Annotated in this window: 14 protein-coding genes, 1 tRNA gene and 1 pseudogene; 12 read left to right on the top strand and 4 right to left on the bottom strand. The window is 70.7% G+C overall.

Annotated features, from left to right (window positions below; genetic code table 11):
• The first annotated feature begins 302 nt into the window (after positions 1-302).
• The gene (locus tag RNL97_RS16290) at positions 303-1,631 is read left to right on the top strand and encodes a hypothetical protein (protein ID WP_313750858.1); all 1,329 of its coding nucleotides are present in this window, start codon (positions 303-305) and stop codon (positions 1,629-1,631) included.
• A 39-nt stretch (positions 1,632-1,670) separates the two neighbouring features.
• On the opposite strand, the gene RNL97_RS16285 is transcribed toward RNL97_RS16290, so the two are convergent.
• Positions 1,671-3,029, bottom strand: coding sequence for a serine/threonine protein kinase (locus RNL97_RS16285; RefSeq protein ID WP_313750857.1), 1,359 nt, complete (start codon positions 3,027-3,029; stop codon positions 1,671-1,673).
• 185 nt (positions 3,030-3,214) lie between these two features.
• Positions 3,215-3,763 (bottom strand): helix-turn-helix domain-containing protein, encoded by a 549-nt coding sequence (locus RNL97_RS16280; RefSeq protein WP_030585932.1) that lies wholly within the window; start codon positions 3,761-3,763, stop codon positions 3,215-3,217.
• Positions 3,764-3,898: 135 nt separating this feature from the next.
• Between RNL97_RS16280 and RNL97_RS16275 the strand changes: the two genes are divergently transcribed.
• From RNL97_RS16275 to RNL97_RS16265, 3 genes are all read left to right on the top strand, one after another.
• Positions 3,899-3,971: transfer RNA gene (locus RNL97_RS16275), tRNA-Ala, on the top strand.
• Positions 3,972-4,147: 176 nt separating this feature from the next.
• The gene (locus tag RNL97_RS16270; RefSeq protein WP_243316342.1) at positions 4,148-4,747 is read left to right on the top strand and encodes a DUF6058 family natural product biosynthesis protein; all 600 of its coding nucleotides are present in this window, start codon (positions 4,148-4,150) and stop codon (positions 4,745-4,747) included.
• Positions 4,748-4,928: 181 nt separating this feature from the next.
• Positions 4,929-5,513 (top strand): TerD family protein, encoded by a 585-nt coding sequence (locus RNL97_RS16265; RefSeq protein WP_010060390.1) that lies wholly within the window; start codon positions 4,929-4,931, stop codon positions 5,511-5,513.
• A 111-nt stretch (positions 5,514-5,624) separates the two neighbouring features.
• On the opposite strand, the gene RNL97_RS16260 is transcribed toward RNL97_RS16265, so the two are convergent.
• Entirely contained in the window at positions 5,625-6,344 is a 720-nt protein-coding gene (locus RNL97_RS16260; protein ID WP_030585928.1) for a DUF5324 family protein, read from the bottom strand.
• A gap of 280 nt (positions 6,345-6,624) precedes the next feature.
• Between RNL97_RS16260 and RNL97_RS16255 the strand changes: the two genes are divergently transcribed.
• Together RNL97_RS16255 and RNL97_RS16250 are read left to right on the top strand one after the other, a co-directional pair.
• Entirely contained in the window at positions 6,625-7,152 is a 528-nt protein-coding gene (locus RNL97_RS16255; protein WP_030585925.1) for a peptidylprolyl isomerase, read from the top strand.
• Positions 7,153-7,327: 175 nt separating this feature from the next.
• On the top strand, positions 7,328-8,230 hold the full coding sequence (locus tag RNL97_RS16250; protein WP_313750856.1) for a rhomboid family intramembrane serine protease: 903 nt from the start codon (positions 7,328-7,330) through the stop codon (positions 8,228-8,230).
• Positions 8,231-8,563: 333 nt separating this feature from the next.
• Here RNL97_RS16250 and crgA read toward each other — a convergent pair whose 3' ends face one another.
• Positions 8,564-8,818 (bottom strand): cell division protein CrgA, encoded by a 255-nt coding sequence (crgA, locus tag RNL97_RS16245; RefSeq protein WP_003967902.1) that lies wholly within the window; start codon positions 8,816-8,818, stop codon positions 8,564-8,566.
• Between the two features lie 151 nt (positions 8,819-8,969).
• Here crgA and RNL97_RS16240 point away from each other — a divergent pair, with 151 nt between their 5' ends.
• From RNL97_RS16240 to RNL97_RS16215, 6 genes and pseudogenes are all read left to right on the top strand, one after another.
• Entirely contained in the window at positions 8,970-9,737 is a 768-nt protein-coding gene (locus RNL97_RS16240) for a DUF881 domain-containing protein (RefSeq protein WP_199814218.1), read from the top strand.
• Positions 9,738-9,785: 48 nt separating this feature from the next.
• Positions 9,786-10,196, top strand: a pseudogene (locus RNL97_RS16235) (sortase domain-containing protein); the annotation flags it as partial.
• A 65-nt stretch (positions 10,197-10,261) separates the two neighbouring features.
• Positions 10,262-10,450, top strand: a complete 189-nt coding sequence (locus tag RNL97_RS16230) for a hypothetical protein (protein WP_010060377.1) — start codon at positions 10,262-10,264, stop codon at positions 10,448-10,450.
• On the top strand, positions 10,447-11,085 hold the full coding sequence (locus RNL97_RS16225) for an aminodeoxychorismate/anthranilate synthase component II (RefSeq protein WP_030585917.1): 639 nt from the start codon (positions 10,447-10,449) through the stop codon (positions 11,083-11,085). Before RNL97_RS16230 ends, RNL97_RS16225 begins: the two co-directional genes overlap by 4 nt.
• Complete coding sequence (locus RNL97_RS16220; RefSeq protein WP_030585916.1) at positions 11,082-12,410, top strand: class E sortase; 1,329 nt, start codon at positions 11,082-11,084, stop codon at positions 12,408-12,410. The genes RNL97_RS16225 and RNL97_RS16220 overlap by 4 nt, the downstream gene beginning before the upstream one ends.
• A 25-nt stretch (positions 12,411-12,435) precedes the next feature.
• Entirely contained in the window at positions 12,436-13,164 is a 729-nt protein-coding gene (locus RNL97_RS16215; RefSeq protein ID WP_030585914.1) for a class E sortase, read from the top strand.
• The last annotated feature ends 46 nt before the right edge of the window (positions 13,165-13,210 follow it).

Raw genomic sequence — 13,210 nt, 5'->3', positions numbered from 1 at the left:
GAGGGCGGGCCGGGTCAAACGCGGTACGACGGAGCCGACTTCGACGCGCTCGGATCGCGCCGGGAGGGCGAGGGGAGGAACGAGGGCAAGAAGGGTAATACGGCTGCGGCCGCAGACAGCGGCGGTGCGGGCGGGGCAGGATGGACCGGCATCGCGGCCGCTGCCGGGGCGGGTGCCCTGGTCGTCGCGGCGGAAGGGTTCCTCCTCGTCCGTCGCCGCAGCGGCAACAGGCGCGGCAGCAGTAGCCGCCGCGGCGGAGCGGCCGAGGGGTACCGGTGGGTGAGGACGACGAGGGGAAGCGCGTGAACAGGCAGCGCAACAGGGGCCGGGTGACGGCCGCGGCACTCGCGGCGATGTGCGCGGCGGTGGTCCTGCCGTCGCAGGCGCACGCGGCGGCCCCCGGGGTGTACGCGTTCGACCCCGACGCGAAGAACGTGCAGGGCGCGGTGACCAACGTCGAGGCGTCCACGCTGGACGAGGGCGTCCCGTACCGCAGCATGATCAAGCCGGGCGAGAAGCTCTACTACCGGGTCACGCTGGACGATGTCTCCGCCGCCTACGTCTCGGCGGTCGCGGTGCCCGGCGACGGCGGCGCGGTCGCCTACGGCGACGGCATCACCGTCAGCCTCCGGGAGACCGACGACACCCAGTGCGGCTCGGGGCAGGCGACCTTCGGCTCCGGCGCGTACGGCCGTCCCATCACCGCGTACGCCTCCCGGACCGTCGAGGAGGGCGGCAGCATCTGCCAGGAGGGCGGCCCGTACGACGTCCTCGTCGAGCGCGAGAGCGAGGCCACCTCCAGCCCGGAGGCCTGGGACCTGGAACTGCGCTTCCTCCAGGAGCCGAAGCTCAAGAGCGGTACGTCCATGCCGACCGAGGCCCCCGAGAGCTGGCCCTCCGCCTCGGCGAAGCCGCTGACGGGGAAGCAGCAGAAGCGGTCCGGCGGGGCCGGGTTCTCCGAGGCCACCAGCCTGGAGAGCGGCCGCTGGCAGGACACGGTCGCCCCGGGGCAGACCCGTTTCTACCGGGTGCCGGTCGACTGGGGCCAGCAGATCCACGCCACCGCCGGGCTCTCCAACAGCACCGGCGCCACCAAGGACTTCGTGGGCAGCGCGCTCACGCTGTCGCTGGCCAACCCCGCCCAGGGGCTGGTCTCCGACGCCACCCTCTCGTACTCCGGCGGCCCCGCGTCCGCCTCCCTGCGGCCCCTGCCGCCGGTGGCCTACCGCAACCGGTTCGACTCCTCGTCCCAGGTCAGCGCCATGCGCTTCGCGGGCTGGTACTACCTGTCGGTCTCCCTCAGCCCGAAGCTGAAGGACTCCTACGGCGCCGAGCCGATCCCGTTCGAGCTGGCGGTCCAGGTGAAGAACCAGGCCGAGGAATCCCCGTACGAGGGCGACGCCGGGGTCTTCGGCGTCACCGACCACGACCGGGAAGTGGCCCGGAAGGGGCAGAACGCCGAGCAGGCGGCGAAGAGCGGCCCGATGACCGTGGTCGCCGCGGCCGGGATCGGCACCGGGTCGGTGCTGGTGCTCGGTCTGGGCGCCTGGACGCTGCTGGCCCGCCGCCGCGCTTCGGCCGCCGGTCACCCGGGCGGTGGGGGCCACCAGCCGCCGGCGCAGGGCTGGTAACCGTAAGTCGGCGGGGCTTCCGTAGGCGGTACGGGCCCGTCAGACCTGGGTGAGGGCCCAGATCCCGACCGCGAAGCAGATCAGCGCCACCACCAGCACCGGGACGGCCACCTTCGGGGGCGGTCCCGGGCGCGTTCGCCGTGCGGGCGGGTGGGGCGCGGCGTGCTGCACCGGCGGGGCGGGCACCGGCGGGAACTGCTGGTGCTGCTGGGCGGTGTAGGGGCGGGTGGCGGAGGGATCGTGCGGTACGCCGGAGGTCGGCGCCCGGGAGGGGTCCGGTGCGCCGACGGTGTACGCGGGCGGCGCCTCCGCGGCGTACGGTGCGGGCGGCGGCTGCCGGAACCCCGTCTGCGGGTAGGGCTGTTGCTGCGGAGGCGCGGCACCGGGCGAGGCAGCGGATCGCTGTGAGGCCGCGGGGGGCGGCGCGAGGTGGAAGCTGCCCGTCTCCGACATCGTGGCGGGGGGCGGGGTGGGGGCCCGCTCTTCGGACGGCTGCTGCGGTACCTCCTGCGAGGCGGTGACGGGCCCGTCGGGGCCGAATCCCTCGGGCAGTGGCCCGATCTGGTCGAACACCTCCACCGGCTCGTCGTGCGGGCCGGCTTCGGGCAGCATCTCGACCGCCGCGGTGAGCGCCTTGCGCGCGCCCGTGGCCGTACGGAACCGGGCGTGCGGGTCGGGCTGGAGCAGACCGGCGAGAACCTGCCACAGCGGCTCGGGAATGCCCTCGGGGGCGCCCGGGGTGCCGTGGGCGGCGAAGTGCTCCACCAGCGCCTGGGCGTCCGGCTTCTGGCCCTGGAGGAGGTAGAGCGCGACCAGGCCGACCGCGAAGAGGTCCGCGGGGAAGTCGGGCTCGGCACCCATCATCTGCTCAGGGGCGAAGTAACCGGGCGTGCCGACCACGTAGTTGGTCTCGGTCAGCCGGGGTTCGCCCTTGCGCATCGAGATGCCGAAGTCGGACAGGCGCAGATGCGGGCGGCCCGTACCGGTCGCCTCCATCAGGATGTTGGCGGGCTTGATGTCACGGTGCACCACCCCCTCGGCGTGCACCGTGGAGAGGCCGGAGAGCAGCTGGTCCAGCAGGAGGCAGACGAAGCGCGGGGGCAACGGGCCGTAGTCGCCGATGACATGGGCGAGCGAGCCGCCGCTCACCAGGTCCATGGTGAACAGGACCTTGTCGTCGTCGGCGGCCCAGCTGGCCGGGGCCAGCACGTGCGGGTGCTCGATGCGCAGCGCCTGCTCGCGGACGAAGCGCAGCAGCGTGTGCGCGTCGCTCTGCTGGAGCACCTTGGCCGCGACGTACCGGCGGCGGCGGTGGTCCCAGGCCCGCCAGACGGCGCCGACCCCACCGCGTCCGATCGGATCGATCAGCTCGTACCGACCGGCGAAGACCTCACCCATTGCGCTGTGCCCGCTCCCCGTTCGTAGGGTGCCGCGGCGTCCGCCGCGGCCCGTGTCCGGTCCCGGTGCCCGGCCCGTGTCCTGCCGGCACCAGGGCGCTGCGCGGTGCGCGTGCCCTGGCTCCGTCGTCGTTCCTCGTGGTTCCGTCGCCGGTGTCGTGCTGCCGCCGGGTCCGGTGCCGCTTGCTAGCCCTGGTGCCCCTCGTAGTGCGCGACCGCGTCCGAGGTGCGTCCCGCGCCGTACACCTTGAGGAACTCTGCCAGCTCCGGGTGGGTCGGGGCGAGGGCGTCCGCGGCATCGATGATGTCGCCGGCCGCCGCGACCGACCGCAGCAGGGACTGGATCTCGCGCACCACACGGCGAACGGTGGGAGCGCCGCCGGTGGAGGTGGTCTGGCCGGTCGCGGTGAGGACCGAGCCTCCCTGCGACTTCTTGATCTCCTCCATGCGGTCGGTGGCCTCACCCGCGCTGACGCTGCCGTCGGCCACCTGGCTCGCCAGCTCCTGAAGGGCCTGGACGCGCTGGACCACCGCGGGGTTACCGATCTTGGCGCGTTGGCCGCTCATCAACTGCGAGAGCATCGGGGCGGAGAGTCCGAGAACGGCGGCCAGCCGGGCCTGGTTCAGGCCGAGATCATCGATCAGCCGACGGAAGAGCGCCCCCAACGGCTCTCCGTACCAACTGCGTTGAAGCTCTCTGGCTCTTGCCGTCGCCTCTTGTTGCGCTGCGTCCATGGCGTCTCCCCATCGCTGCCGCTTCGCTGCTGCGAACCTTGCGAGCATCTTACGGAGCGTGGTCGTTCCCGGGGAGTCCCTATCCTTTTGGAAGAACCCGGGGGGTACCCGGTAGTCTGGTCCCGACGGTGACCCGGGGCCTTAGCTCAGTTGGTAGAGCGCTGCCTTTGCAAGGCAGATGTCAGGAGTTCGAATCTCCTAGGCTCCACTGGTAGAAACCCCCTCTGACCTGCGTAAACGCAGACCGGAGGGGGTTCTTTCGTTTTCGCGACCCCGGCCCCGCGGAGAGAGTTCGATCGTTCGGTGAGCGCCGAACCATCCGGCCGCTAGCGTGCGGAAGCCGGTGCGGGAGATCCCCGCGCTGTGACGCCGGAGGACCGCCCCATGTCGGAGACAACCCTGAAGCAGCAGCTCGCCGAGCGGTTCCGCGAGGTCAACGGTGACCATCCGATGACCCAGGCCGATGATGCGTATGTCAGCGCGCAGTTCGTTGCCCTGGAGGAACTGTGCGCGGTCCAGGGCCGCGACGGCGATGCGGTCCGCCGGCTGATGCTGGGACAGCGTCTGCCGCTTCCGGGATACCTGCGCTCCGACGGTGCTGAGATGGTGCCGGCCGACCTGTTCGCCCTCGCCGACGAAGCGGGCGGCGTGGACCGGATCGAAGCGTGGTTCACCTCTCACTGGGCCGACCCGATCACCGGGGAGGCGGAGTGGCGTGCGTATCTCAGCGGGCAGTACGTGTGCCTGCACTCCGTGAACCCGGCCGCCATTCAGCGAAAGGATCACCTGACGGCCGCGATACGTGCCGCAGCGAACGAGCCGCATGCCGGTTCGGCGCAGTGGGCGGAGCGGCTGCACGCCCTGATCGATGAACTCGATGCGCTGGAACCGGCGTTCACCGCCTACGACCGTCTCCGCTTCGGCGGGCCCACGTCCCGGGACACCTGCATCGACGCCATGCGCGCCCGCTTCCCGCGCCCGTGACCCGGGGGCACGGCCGATGCCTGTGCATCGGGTGCGGCCGTTCATGCCCGCGGTCTTCCGGGTCCCCTGATTGAACCCCTCCAACCTGCGGAAATGTGGTTGGAGGGGTTCCTTTGCGTTCCGCCGCCGCTGCACCAGGCACACTTCATGCATAAACAGTCGAGCCACAAAGGACTCAGGCATGATCACGTTGACGAAGGAAGACGGCCCGGCGGACCTGGGCGGAGTGACCCACCTGACCATCGGAGCGTCCTGGGACCCGACGGTCGGGAGCAGCGGCGGTCTGATGGGGAAGATCCGGCAGAAGGCCGGTACGGACCTCGACCTGATCGCCATCGCGCTGCAGGGCGGCGACCCGGTGCGGCTGGCCGGTCTGGACTCCCTGGACCCGCTGGGCAACGGCTCGCTGGTGCACAGCGGGGACAACCAGACCGGGCACGGTGACGGCGACGACGAGACGGTGACCGTCGAGTTCGCCAGGATCCCTTCGAACATCACGTCGATCGTCTTCATCGCGGCGGCCTACAAGAAGCGCAGCTCGTTCAGCAACGCGCGCAACATCAGCTTCAAGGTGTACGACGCGACGGGCGGCAGCTCGCAGCAGGTCGCCGACATCTGGCCGAGCATGCTCACCCAGGACAACGGCGTCGCCGTCGCCAAGGCGATCCGCGAAGGTGCGGGCTGGAAGCTCCAGGTCATCAACGAGACCGGGAAGATCAAGCAGGGCGACGAGCATGCCCTGATGCGGTTCGCCGTCAGCCGGTAGCCGTCCCCTTCCGCGCGTCGGTGGGCACACGCGAGCGCGGCCCGGACACCGTGTGAGCGGTGTCCGGGCCGCGCTCGTTCTGCCGTACCGCCGACCTGTCAGCCGACCGGGTCAGGGCCGGTCGTCGAGGCCCGGGGTGTCCCCCTCGCCCGACTCGGCCTCGGCCTGCTTGGCCTCGACCTCCGGGTCGAGGTCGGCCCGCGGGCTGCCGTCGACCGAGCTGAGCGTCGAGCGCTCGTCGCCCACCTCGGTGGCGACGGGCGGCTCGACCAGCCAGTCCGGGTTGGCCTGCTTGTCCCACCAGCGCCAGGCGGCATAGGCGCCGCCCGCCAGGACGCCCAGCACCAGGAAACCCTTCGCGGCCCGGCCGGCCTTGGCCCGCCGCTGGTGCTTCCGGGCCAGCTTCTGGATTTCCTTGGCCGTCACCTGGGTACGCAGCGCCGCCAGGGCGGCCGCGCTGCGGGCGGACGCCTGCTCGGCGACGGGCAGGGCCACCGCACGGGCGTGCTCGACGCGCGGTGCGGTGTAGTCCGCGGCGCTCCGTGCGGCCTTGCGGGTCGAGACCGCGGCGCGGTGCGCGGCCTCGTCGACCCGGGGCGGCACGTGTGTACGGGCCTGTTCGATGCGCGGTGCGAGATGGGACGCGTACTGGACACGGGCCTGCCGGGCCGCCTTCGTCACCTTCGGTGCGAGCCGTACGCGCGCCTCGTGCGCGTAGTGGGCCGCCTGCTCCTTGGCCGTGTCGGCGTAGGGCGCCACCACTTCCGCGGCGTGCTGCGCGCTGTCCTTCGCCGAGTCGGTTGCGGCGCGCACGCTGTCGATGCGGGTCACGAGATCCTCCTCCTTGGTGGCGGGTAGGTACTCCGCCTGTCCGCCCAGTCCAAAATCATGCCTGTTGGGTCCATGCCCGGCATGCGGGACGGGCATCCGGGTCATGATCGTCATTTGCGGTCAAAACGGTTCATGTGAAGTGTGCCGACGACAATGCCATGGTTCGGTGGTGAACGCGCCGGTTCGCCCGGCATCCGGCCGTACTTTTCCCGGTCCGTGGGAGGATCGCCGGACGTCAGCGAAGGTTTTGACGGCACGCGAGGGAAGAGGAAGGCAGATCGTGGCCGAGCAGCTTTACGCCACCTTGAAGACCAATCGGGGCGACATCGAGATCCGGCTGCTGCCGTTCCACGCCCCCAAGACGGTGAAGAACTTCGTGGAACTGGCCACCGGACAGCGCGAGTGGGTCAACCCGGAGACCGGTGAGACCTCCACGGCCCCGCTGTACGACGGCACGGTTTTCCACCGCGTCATCAGCGGTTTCATGATCCAGGGCGGCGATCCGCTGGGCAACGGCACCGGCGGCCCCGGCTACCAGTTCGCCGACGAGTTCCACCCGGAGCTGGCCTTCACCAAGCCGTATCTGCTGGCCATGGCCAACGCGGGGCCGGGTACGAACGGTTCGCAGTTCTTCCTGACCGTCTCGCCGACCGCCTGGCTGACCGGCAAGCACACCATCTTCGGCGAGGTGGCCGACGACGCGGGCCGCAAGGTCGTCGACGCCATCGCGGCCACCCCGACCAACCCGCGCACGGACCGCCCGCTGCAGGACGTGGTCATCGAGTCCGTCGTCGTCGAGACCCGCTGACGGCCCGCCCGCACCCGGCGTTGCAGGGAGCCCTTGCGGGAATCCCCGCGGCGGTCCTTGCGGGAACCAACCGCCCTGCCCGTCCGTAGTGATACATAGCGGACGAGCGGGGTGGCCCTGTCCGTGCCGCCGCCCGAGCGACGAGGGACGAGGACCGAGAGGCAGGCCAGGACCGATGGACCAGCAGCCGCCGGGAGACCGTGCCGCCACGGAAAGCGGTGTGCCGACGCCGACCTGCTACCGCCATCCCGACCGCGAGACCGGCATCAGCTGTACGCGCTGTGAGCGGCCGGTCTGCCCCGAGTGCATGGTCAGCGCCTCGGTCGGCTTCCAGTGCCCCGACTGTGTACGGCAGGGTTCGGGCGCCGGGCACCACCCGGCGGCCGACCGGCCGCGCACGCTGGCGGGCGGCTCGGTGGCCGCCGATCCGCGCCTGGTCACCAAGATCCTGCTCGGCATCAATCTGGCCGTCTTCCTCCTGGTCGCCGTCCGCCCCGGGCTGGTGGGCGATCTGACGCTGCTCGGCCGGGCGTGGGACCCGAGCCCGCCGCCGGGATCCATCGAAGGCGTCGCCGAGGGCCAGTGGTACCGCCTGGTGACCTCGATGTTCCTGCACCAGGAAGTGGTGCACCTCGGGTTCAACATGCTGGGGCTGTGGTGGCTCGGCGGACAGCTGGAGGCGGCGCTCGGCCGGTCCCGCTACCTCACCCTCTACCTGCTGTCCGGGTTCGCCGGCAGCGCGCTGACCTATCTGATCGCCGCGCAGAACCAGCCCTCGCTGGGTGCCTCCGGCGCGGTCTACGGCCTCTTCGGCGCGACCGCCGTCCTGATGCGCCGCATGAACTACGACATGCGCCCGGTGCTGGTGCTGCTGGCGCTGAACCTGGTCTTCACCTTCACCTGGGGCGGTATCGCCTGGGAGGCGCACGTCGGCGGTCTGATCGCGGGCGTCGCCATCGCCGTCGGCATGGTCCACGCTCCGCGCGAGCGGCGTACGGCGGTGCAGACCGGCACCTGTGCGCTCGTCCTGCTGGCGTCCCTCGGAATCGTCGTAGCCCGGACGCTGGCGCTCACCTGAGCGGAATGCTCGGCGAGAAGGGAACTCCGCCCCCAGGCTGACCGAAGTTGTCCACAGTGTGCGCGGATTCTTGTGCATGGCAAGAGGAACAGGTGTGCCCCTCGTCGCTGAGCTGCGCTTTTCCGCCCGTACAACGGGGTGCAGCCTCCCTCGGTGAGGGAGGCTGCAGTCACACCGGCGTCAACTTGCGTGGAGGTTATCCACAGATCGTCTGACCTTTTCCCCCGACTGTGGATAACTCTGTGGGTAACTCAGGGCAAGGCTTGCGCGCGAGGGCGTCGACCAGCTACGGGCGCGCGTACGGGCCCAGGGCGAGGCAGCGGAAGGGGGCCGCTACTTCCACTGGGTCGACACGGCGAAGCCGCCGGCGATGAAGCCGAAGCCGACCACGATGTTCCAGTTGCCCAGGGCGTCGACCGGCAGATCGCCTTCGGTCACGTAGAACACCACGATCCAGGCCAGCCCGATGAGGAACAGGGCCAGCATCACCGGAGCGACCCAGCTGCGGTTGGTCAGCTTGATGGCCGTTGCCTGCTTCGCCGGGGGCGGCGTGAAGTCGGCCTTCTTGCGGATACGTGACTTCGGCACGAGGGACTCTCCTGTCGATGCGCTGCGTGACCGCGCAGGGATCTGTGGCGGGCGCCGGGGGCCGGTGCCAGGGGATGCCAGGGGGAATGCTGCCTCCCCCGAGCGTCCGTTAGCGTAGTGCTTCCCTGGCGCCTGATGAGATAAGGGTACGTTGAGCAATTCTGCCGACTCCCCCGAAGGCCCGGCCCGGCGCACCTCCGTGTGGGCGGTCCGGGGGCTCACCGCTGCGGTTTTCGCCCTGGCCGGGCTCATCTTCGTCACCAGCGCCAACACGGCCAAGGGCACCAATCTGCGCAGTGACTCCTCGCTCCTCAAGCTCTCCGACCTGATCAGGGAGCGGAGCGAGAAGAACGCCGAGCTGAACGATTCGACCGCGTCCGTGCGCGCGGAGATCGACGCCCTCGCCCAGCGCGACGACGGTTCCACCCGGGCCGAGGACGCCCGGCTGAAGGCCCTGGAGAAGGCCGCAGGCACGACGAAGATCACCGGCGACTCCGTCAGCGTGACCCTCAACGACGCGCCTCCCGACGCCACGGCCAACCCCGGCTACCCCGAGCCCCAGCCCAACGACCTGGTCATCCACCAGCAGGACCTGCAGGCCGTGGTGAACGCGCTGTGGCAGGGCGGGGCGCGCGGAATCCAGGTGATGGACCAGCGGCTGATCTCCACCAGCGCGGTCCGCTGCGTCGGCAACACCCTGATCCTCCAGGGCCGCGTCTACTCCCCGCCGTACAAGGTCACCGCGGTCGGCGACCCCGGAAAACTCAAGCAGGCGCTGAACAGCTCCACCGCGATCCAGAACTACCTGCTCTACGTGAAGGCGTACGGGCTGGGCTGGAAAGTCGACGAGGACGAGGCGGTGACTCTTCCGGGGTACTCGGGCACAGTGGATCTCCACTACGCACAGCCTGTGGAGTGAGTCCTGGCCGAGCGCCGGCTGAGCCCCGGGGAGGCCGGTCCGGCGTCGGTGCGGCTCGTCGTCAGAACCTTCAGCGAACTGTGCATCACCCTGGGCGCGTTGATCGTCCTCTTCGCCGCCTACCTCCTGTTCTGGACCGGCGTGAAAGCGGCCGACGCGGCCGAGGGCGAGATCGACACCCTCCAGAGCCGGTGGGCAGGCGAACCGGTGGCCCCTGCACCGCCGCCCCCTTCCGCAGAGCCCTCCGCGCCGGCCCCGGCCCCGTACCGCGACGGAAAGCCCTTCGCGACGATGCACATCCCCCGCTTCGGCTCCGGCTGGGAGTGGCCCGTCCTGGAGAACACCGCGGTCAGGACCTTGCAGAAAGGGTTCGGGCACTACAGCGGAACCGCCCGCCCCGGCGATACGGGCAACTTCGCGGTGGCCGGCCACCGGCGGACGTACGGCGACCCCTTTTCCCCAGCGGACCCACGCTTGTGCCGCGGCCCTCTAGTCTGGTGCGGGTACCGAATGGAGGGGTCAGCATGTACGGCTGGATCTGGCGGCATCTGCCGGGCAACGCATGGGTGCGCAGCATCATCGCGCTCGCGCTGATCCTGGCGGTCGTCTACGCACTGTTCCAGTACGTGTTCCCGTGGGCGGAGCCGCTGCTCCCGTTCGGTGATGTGACCGTCGACGGCGCGAGCGCCGGTGGAGCAGGAGCCGGCCAGTGAGCGCACGCATCCTCGTCGTGGACAACTACGACAGCTTCGTCTTCAACCTCGTCCAGTACCTGTACCAGCTCGGCGCCGAGTGCGAGGTGCTGCGCAACGACGAGGTGACTCCCGCCCACGCCCAGGACGGCTTCGACGGCGTCCTGCTGTCGCCGGGGCCCGGGACTCCCGAGCAGGCCGGCGTCTGCGTCGAGATGGTGCGCCACTGCGCGGACACCGGCGTTCCGGTCTTCGGCGTCTGCCTGGGGATGCAGTCGATGGCGGTGGCGTACGGCGGAGTCGTCGACCGGGCCCCCGAGCTGCTGCACGGCAAGACCTCTCCCGTGACCCACGAGGGCAGGGGCGTCTTCGCCGGGCTGCCGTCCCCCTTCACCGCGACGCGCTACCACTCGCTCGCCGCCGAACCCGGCGAGCTGCCCCCCGAGCTGGAGGTCACCGCCCGCACGGCGGACGGCATCATCATGGGGCTGCGCCACCGCGACCGGGCGGTGGAGGGCGTGCAGTTCCACCCCGAGTCGGTGCTCACCGAACACGGCCACCTGATGCTCGCCAACTGGCTGGAGCAGTGCGGAGACCAGGGGGCCGTCGCGCGCTCGGCGGGGCTCGCGCCGGTGGTGGGCAAGGCGGCCGCGTGACCGCAGGCCGCCCCGGGCACGCCGCCGGACCGGAAGGCCCCGACGCGCACGGGGCGTACGGGACCGACGGCGCGTTCGTGGCGGCGGTGGAGGGCCTCGCGGATCCGCTCAACGATCCGCTGCCCGGCGGGCACACGTCGCCGTGGTTCCGGTCGGACACCGTCCCGGCGGCGGAACCCGAGGCGCCGCACGCGGTGCAGTCCGCGGCGCAGTCCTCGTACGAGGCGGGGTACGCGGCCCCCCGAGAGCTTCACCAAGCGCCCTCTCAAGGGCCTCAGCAGCCCCAGGGAACCCCGAACGAGTGGTATGACCCCGCCGGGTACCAACGTGACTGGTACGGGCCCCAGGAGCCGTCTGCGCGCATGGCCCCGGCGGACCCGGTGCCCTCGGTGGCTCCGGCCGAGGAACCGGCCCCGGCCCCGGTCCCGGACCCGCCGGGCCTTCACGCCGAGCCGCGCACCGAAGTGCTCGCCCGCATACCCGCGGAGACGGAGCTCGGCCCCGCCCCGGCCCCCGGCGGGCGGGCCGAGCGGCGGCGGGCGGCCAAGGGGCGCGGACGTCGGCGCCCGGGGGCGTCCCCGCAGCAGAAGGCCGCCCCGGCCGCCGCGCCGATGTCCCGGGTGGAGGCCCGGCGCGCCGCTCGGGCGGCGAAGGACAGCCCGGCGGTCATCGCCAGCCGGGCGGTCGGCGAGGTGTTCATCTCGCTGGGCGTCCTGATGCTGCTGTTCGTCACCTACCAACTGTGGTGGACCAACGTCCGGGCCGACCAGATCGCGGGCAAGGAGACGAACCGGATCCAGGACGAATGGGCCAACGGCGACCGCAGACCAGGGGTGTTCGCGCCCGGCGAGGGCTTCGCGATCATGCACATCCCCAAGCTGGACGTGGTCGCCCCGATCGCCGAGGGCATCGACAAGGAGAAGGTCCTCGACCGGGGGATGATCGGCCACTACGGCGAGGGCAAGCTCAAGACGGCGATGCCCTCCGACAAGCAGGGCAACTTCTCCGTGGCCGGTCACCGCAACACCCATGGCGAACCGTTCCGCTACATCAACAAGCTGAACCCCGGCGACCCGATCGTGGTCGAGACCCGGGACGCGTACTACACGTACGAGATGGCCGGCATCCTCCCGCAGACCTCGCCGTCCAACATCTCGGTGATCGAGCCGATCCCGGTCGGTTCCGGGTTCACGAAGCCGGGCAGATACCTCACGCTGACGACCTGTACGCCGGAATTCACGAGTACCTACCGCCTGATCGTCTGGGGCAAGATGGTCGACGAACGGCCACGCAGCGAGGGAAAGCCCGACGCGCTCGTCGGCTGAACATCCTCACGACAGGGACGGTGCGGTGGCAGCGAGGACCGAGCACGACGAGCGGACCGACACGTCGGCGTCCCTGCCCCCGGTACGCCGCCGCCACCCCGTGGCGACGGCCGTCGGCGTCTTCGGCGAACTGCTCATCACCGCGGGCCTGGTGCTCGCGCTGTTCGTCGTCTACTCCTTGTGGTGGACCAACGTGCTCGCCGACCGCGAGGCCGGACGGCAGGGCGACACGGTCCGCAGCAAGTGGGCGGGCGGCCCGGGCGCCCTGGACACCAGGGACGGCATCGGCTTCCTGCACGTGCCCGCCATGAAGAACGGCGAGGTGCTGGTCAAGAAGGGCACCGACCCCAAGACCCTCAACAACGGCATCGCGGGCTACTACACCGACCCCGTGGAGTCGGCCCTCCCGTGGGACGACGAGGGCAACTTCACGCTGGCCGCGCACCGCGACGGGCACGGTGCGAAGTTCCACAACATCCACAAGCTGAAGAACGGTGATCCGGTCGTCTTCGAGACCAAGGACACCTGGTACGTCTACAAGGTCTACAAGACGCTCCCCGAGACCTCGAAGTTCAACGTCGACGTGATCCAGCCGGTCCCGGAGGAGTCGGGCGTCAAAAAGCCCGGCCGCTACATCACGCTGACGACCTGCACCCCGGTCTACACCTCGAAGTACCGGTACATCGTCTGGGGCGAGCTGGAGCGTACGGAGAAGGTCGACAAGGACCGGACGAAGCCGGCCGAGCTGCGCTGAGCCCTCGCCGGGACTCCCCGCACACGGGAAGGGCCCCGGTCACCAG

It is taken from the genome of Streptomyces parvus (assembly GCF_032121415.1).
GTDB classification, from domain to species: Bacteria; Actinomycetota; Actinomycetes; order Streptomycetales; family Streptomycetaceae; genus Streptomyces; species Streptomyces globisporus_A.
This window is presented reverse-complemented; position numbering and strand designations above follow the sequence as displayed.

Excerpts from the sequence above, each read along its gene's own strand:
- RNL97_RS16285 (WP_313750857.1), bottom strand. The coding sequence starts at position 3,029 with ATGGGTGAGGTCTTCGCCGGTCGGTACGAGCTGATCGATCCGATCGGA.
- RNL97_RS16280 (WP_030585932.1), bottom strand. The coding sequence starts at position 3,763 with ATGGACGCAGCGCAACAAGAGGCGACGGCAAGAGCCAGAGAGCTTCAA.
- RNL97_RS16270 (WP_243316342.1), top strand. The coding sequence starts at position 4,148 with ATGTCGGAGACAACCCTGAAGCAGCAGCTCGCCGAGCGGTTCCGCGAG.
- RNL97_RS16265 (WP_010060390.1), top strand. The coding sequence starts at position 4,929 with ATGATCACGTTGACGAAGGAAGACGGCCCGGCGGACCTGGGCGGAGTG.
- RNL97_RS16250 (WP_313750856.1), top strand. The coding sequence starts at position 7,328 with ATGGACCAGCAGCCGCCGGGAGACCGTGCCGCCACGGAAAGCGGTGTG.
- RNL97_RS16230 (WP_010060377.1), top strand. The coding sequence starts at position 10,262 with ATGTACGGCTGGATCTGGCGGCATCTGCCGGGCAACGCATGGGTGCGC.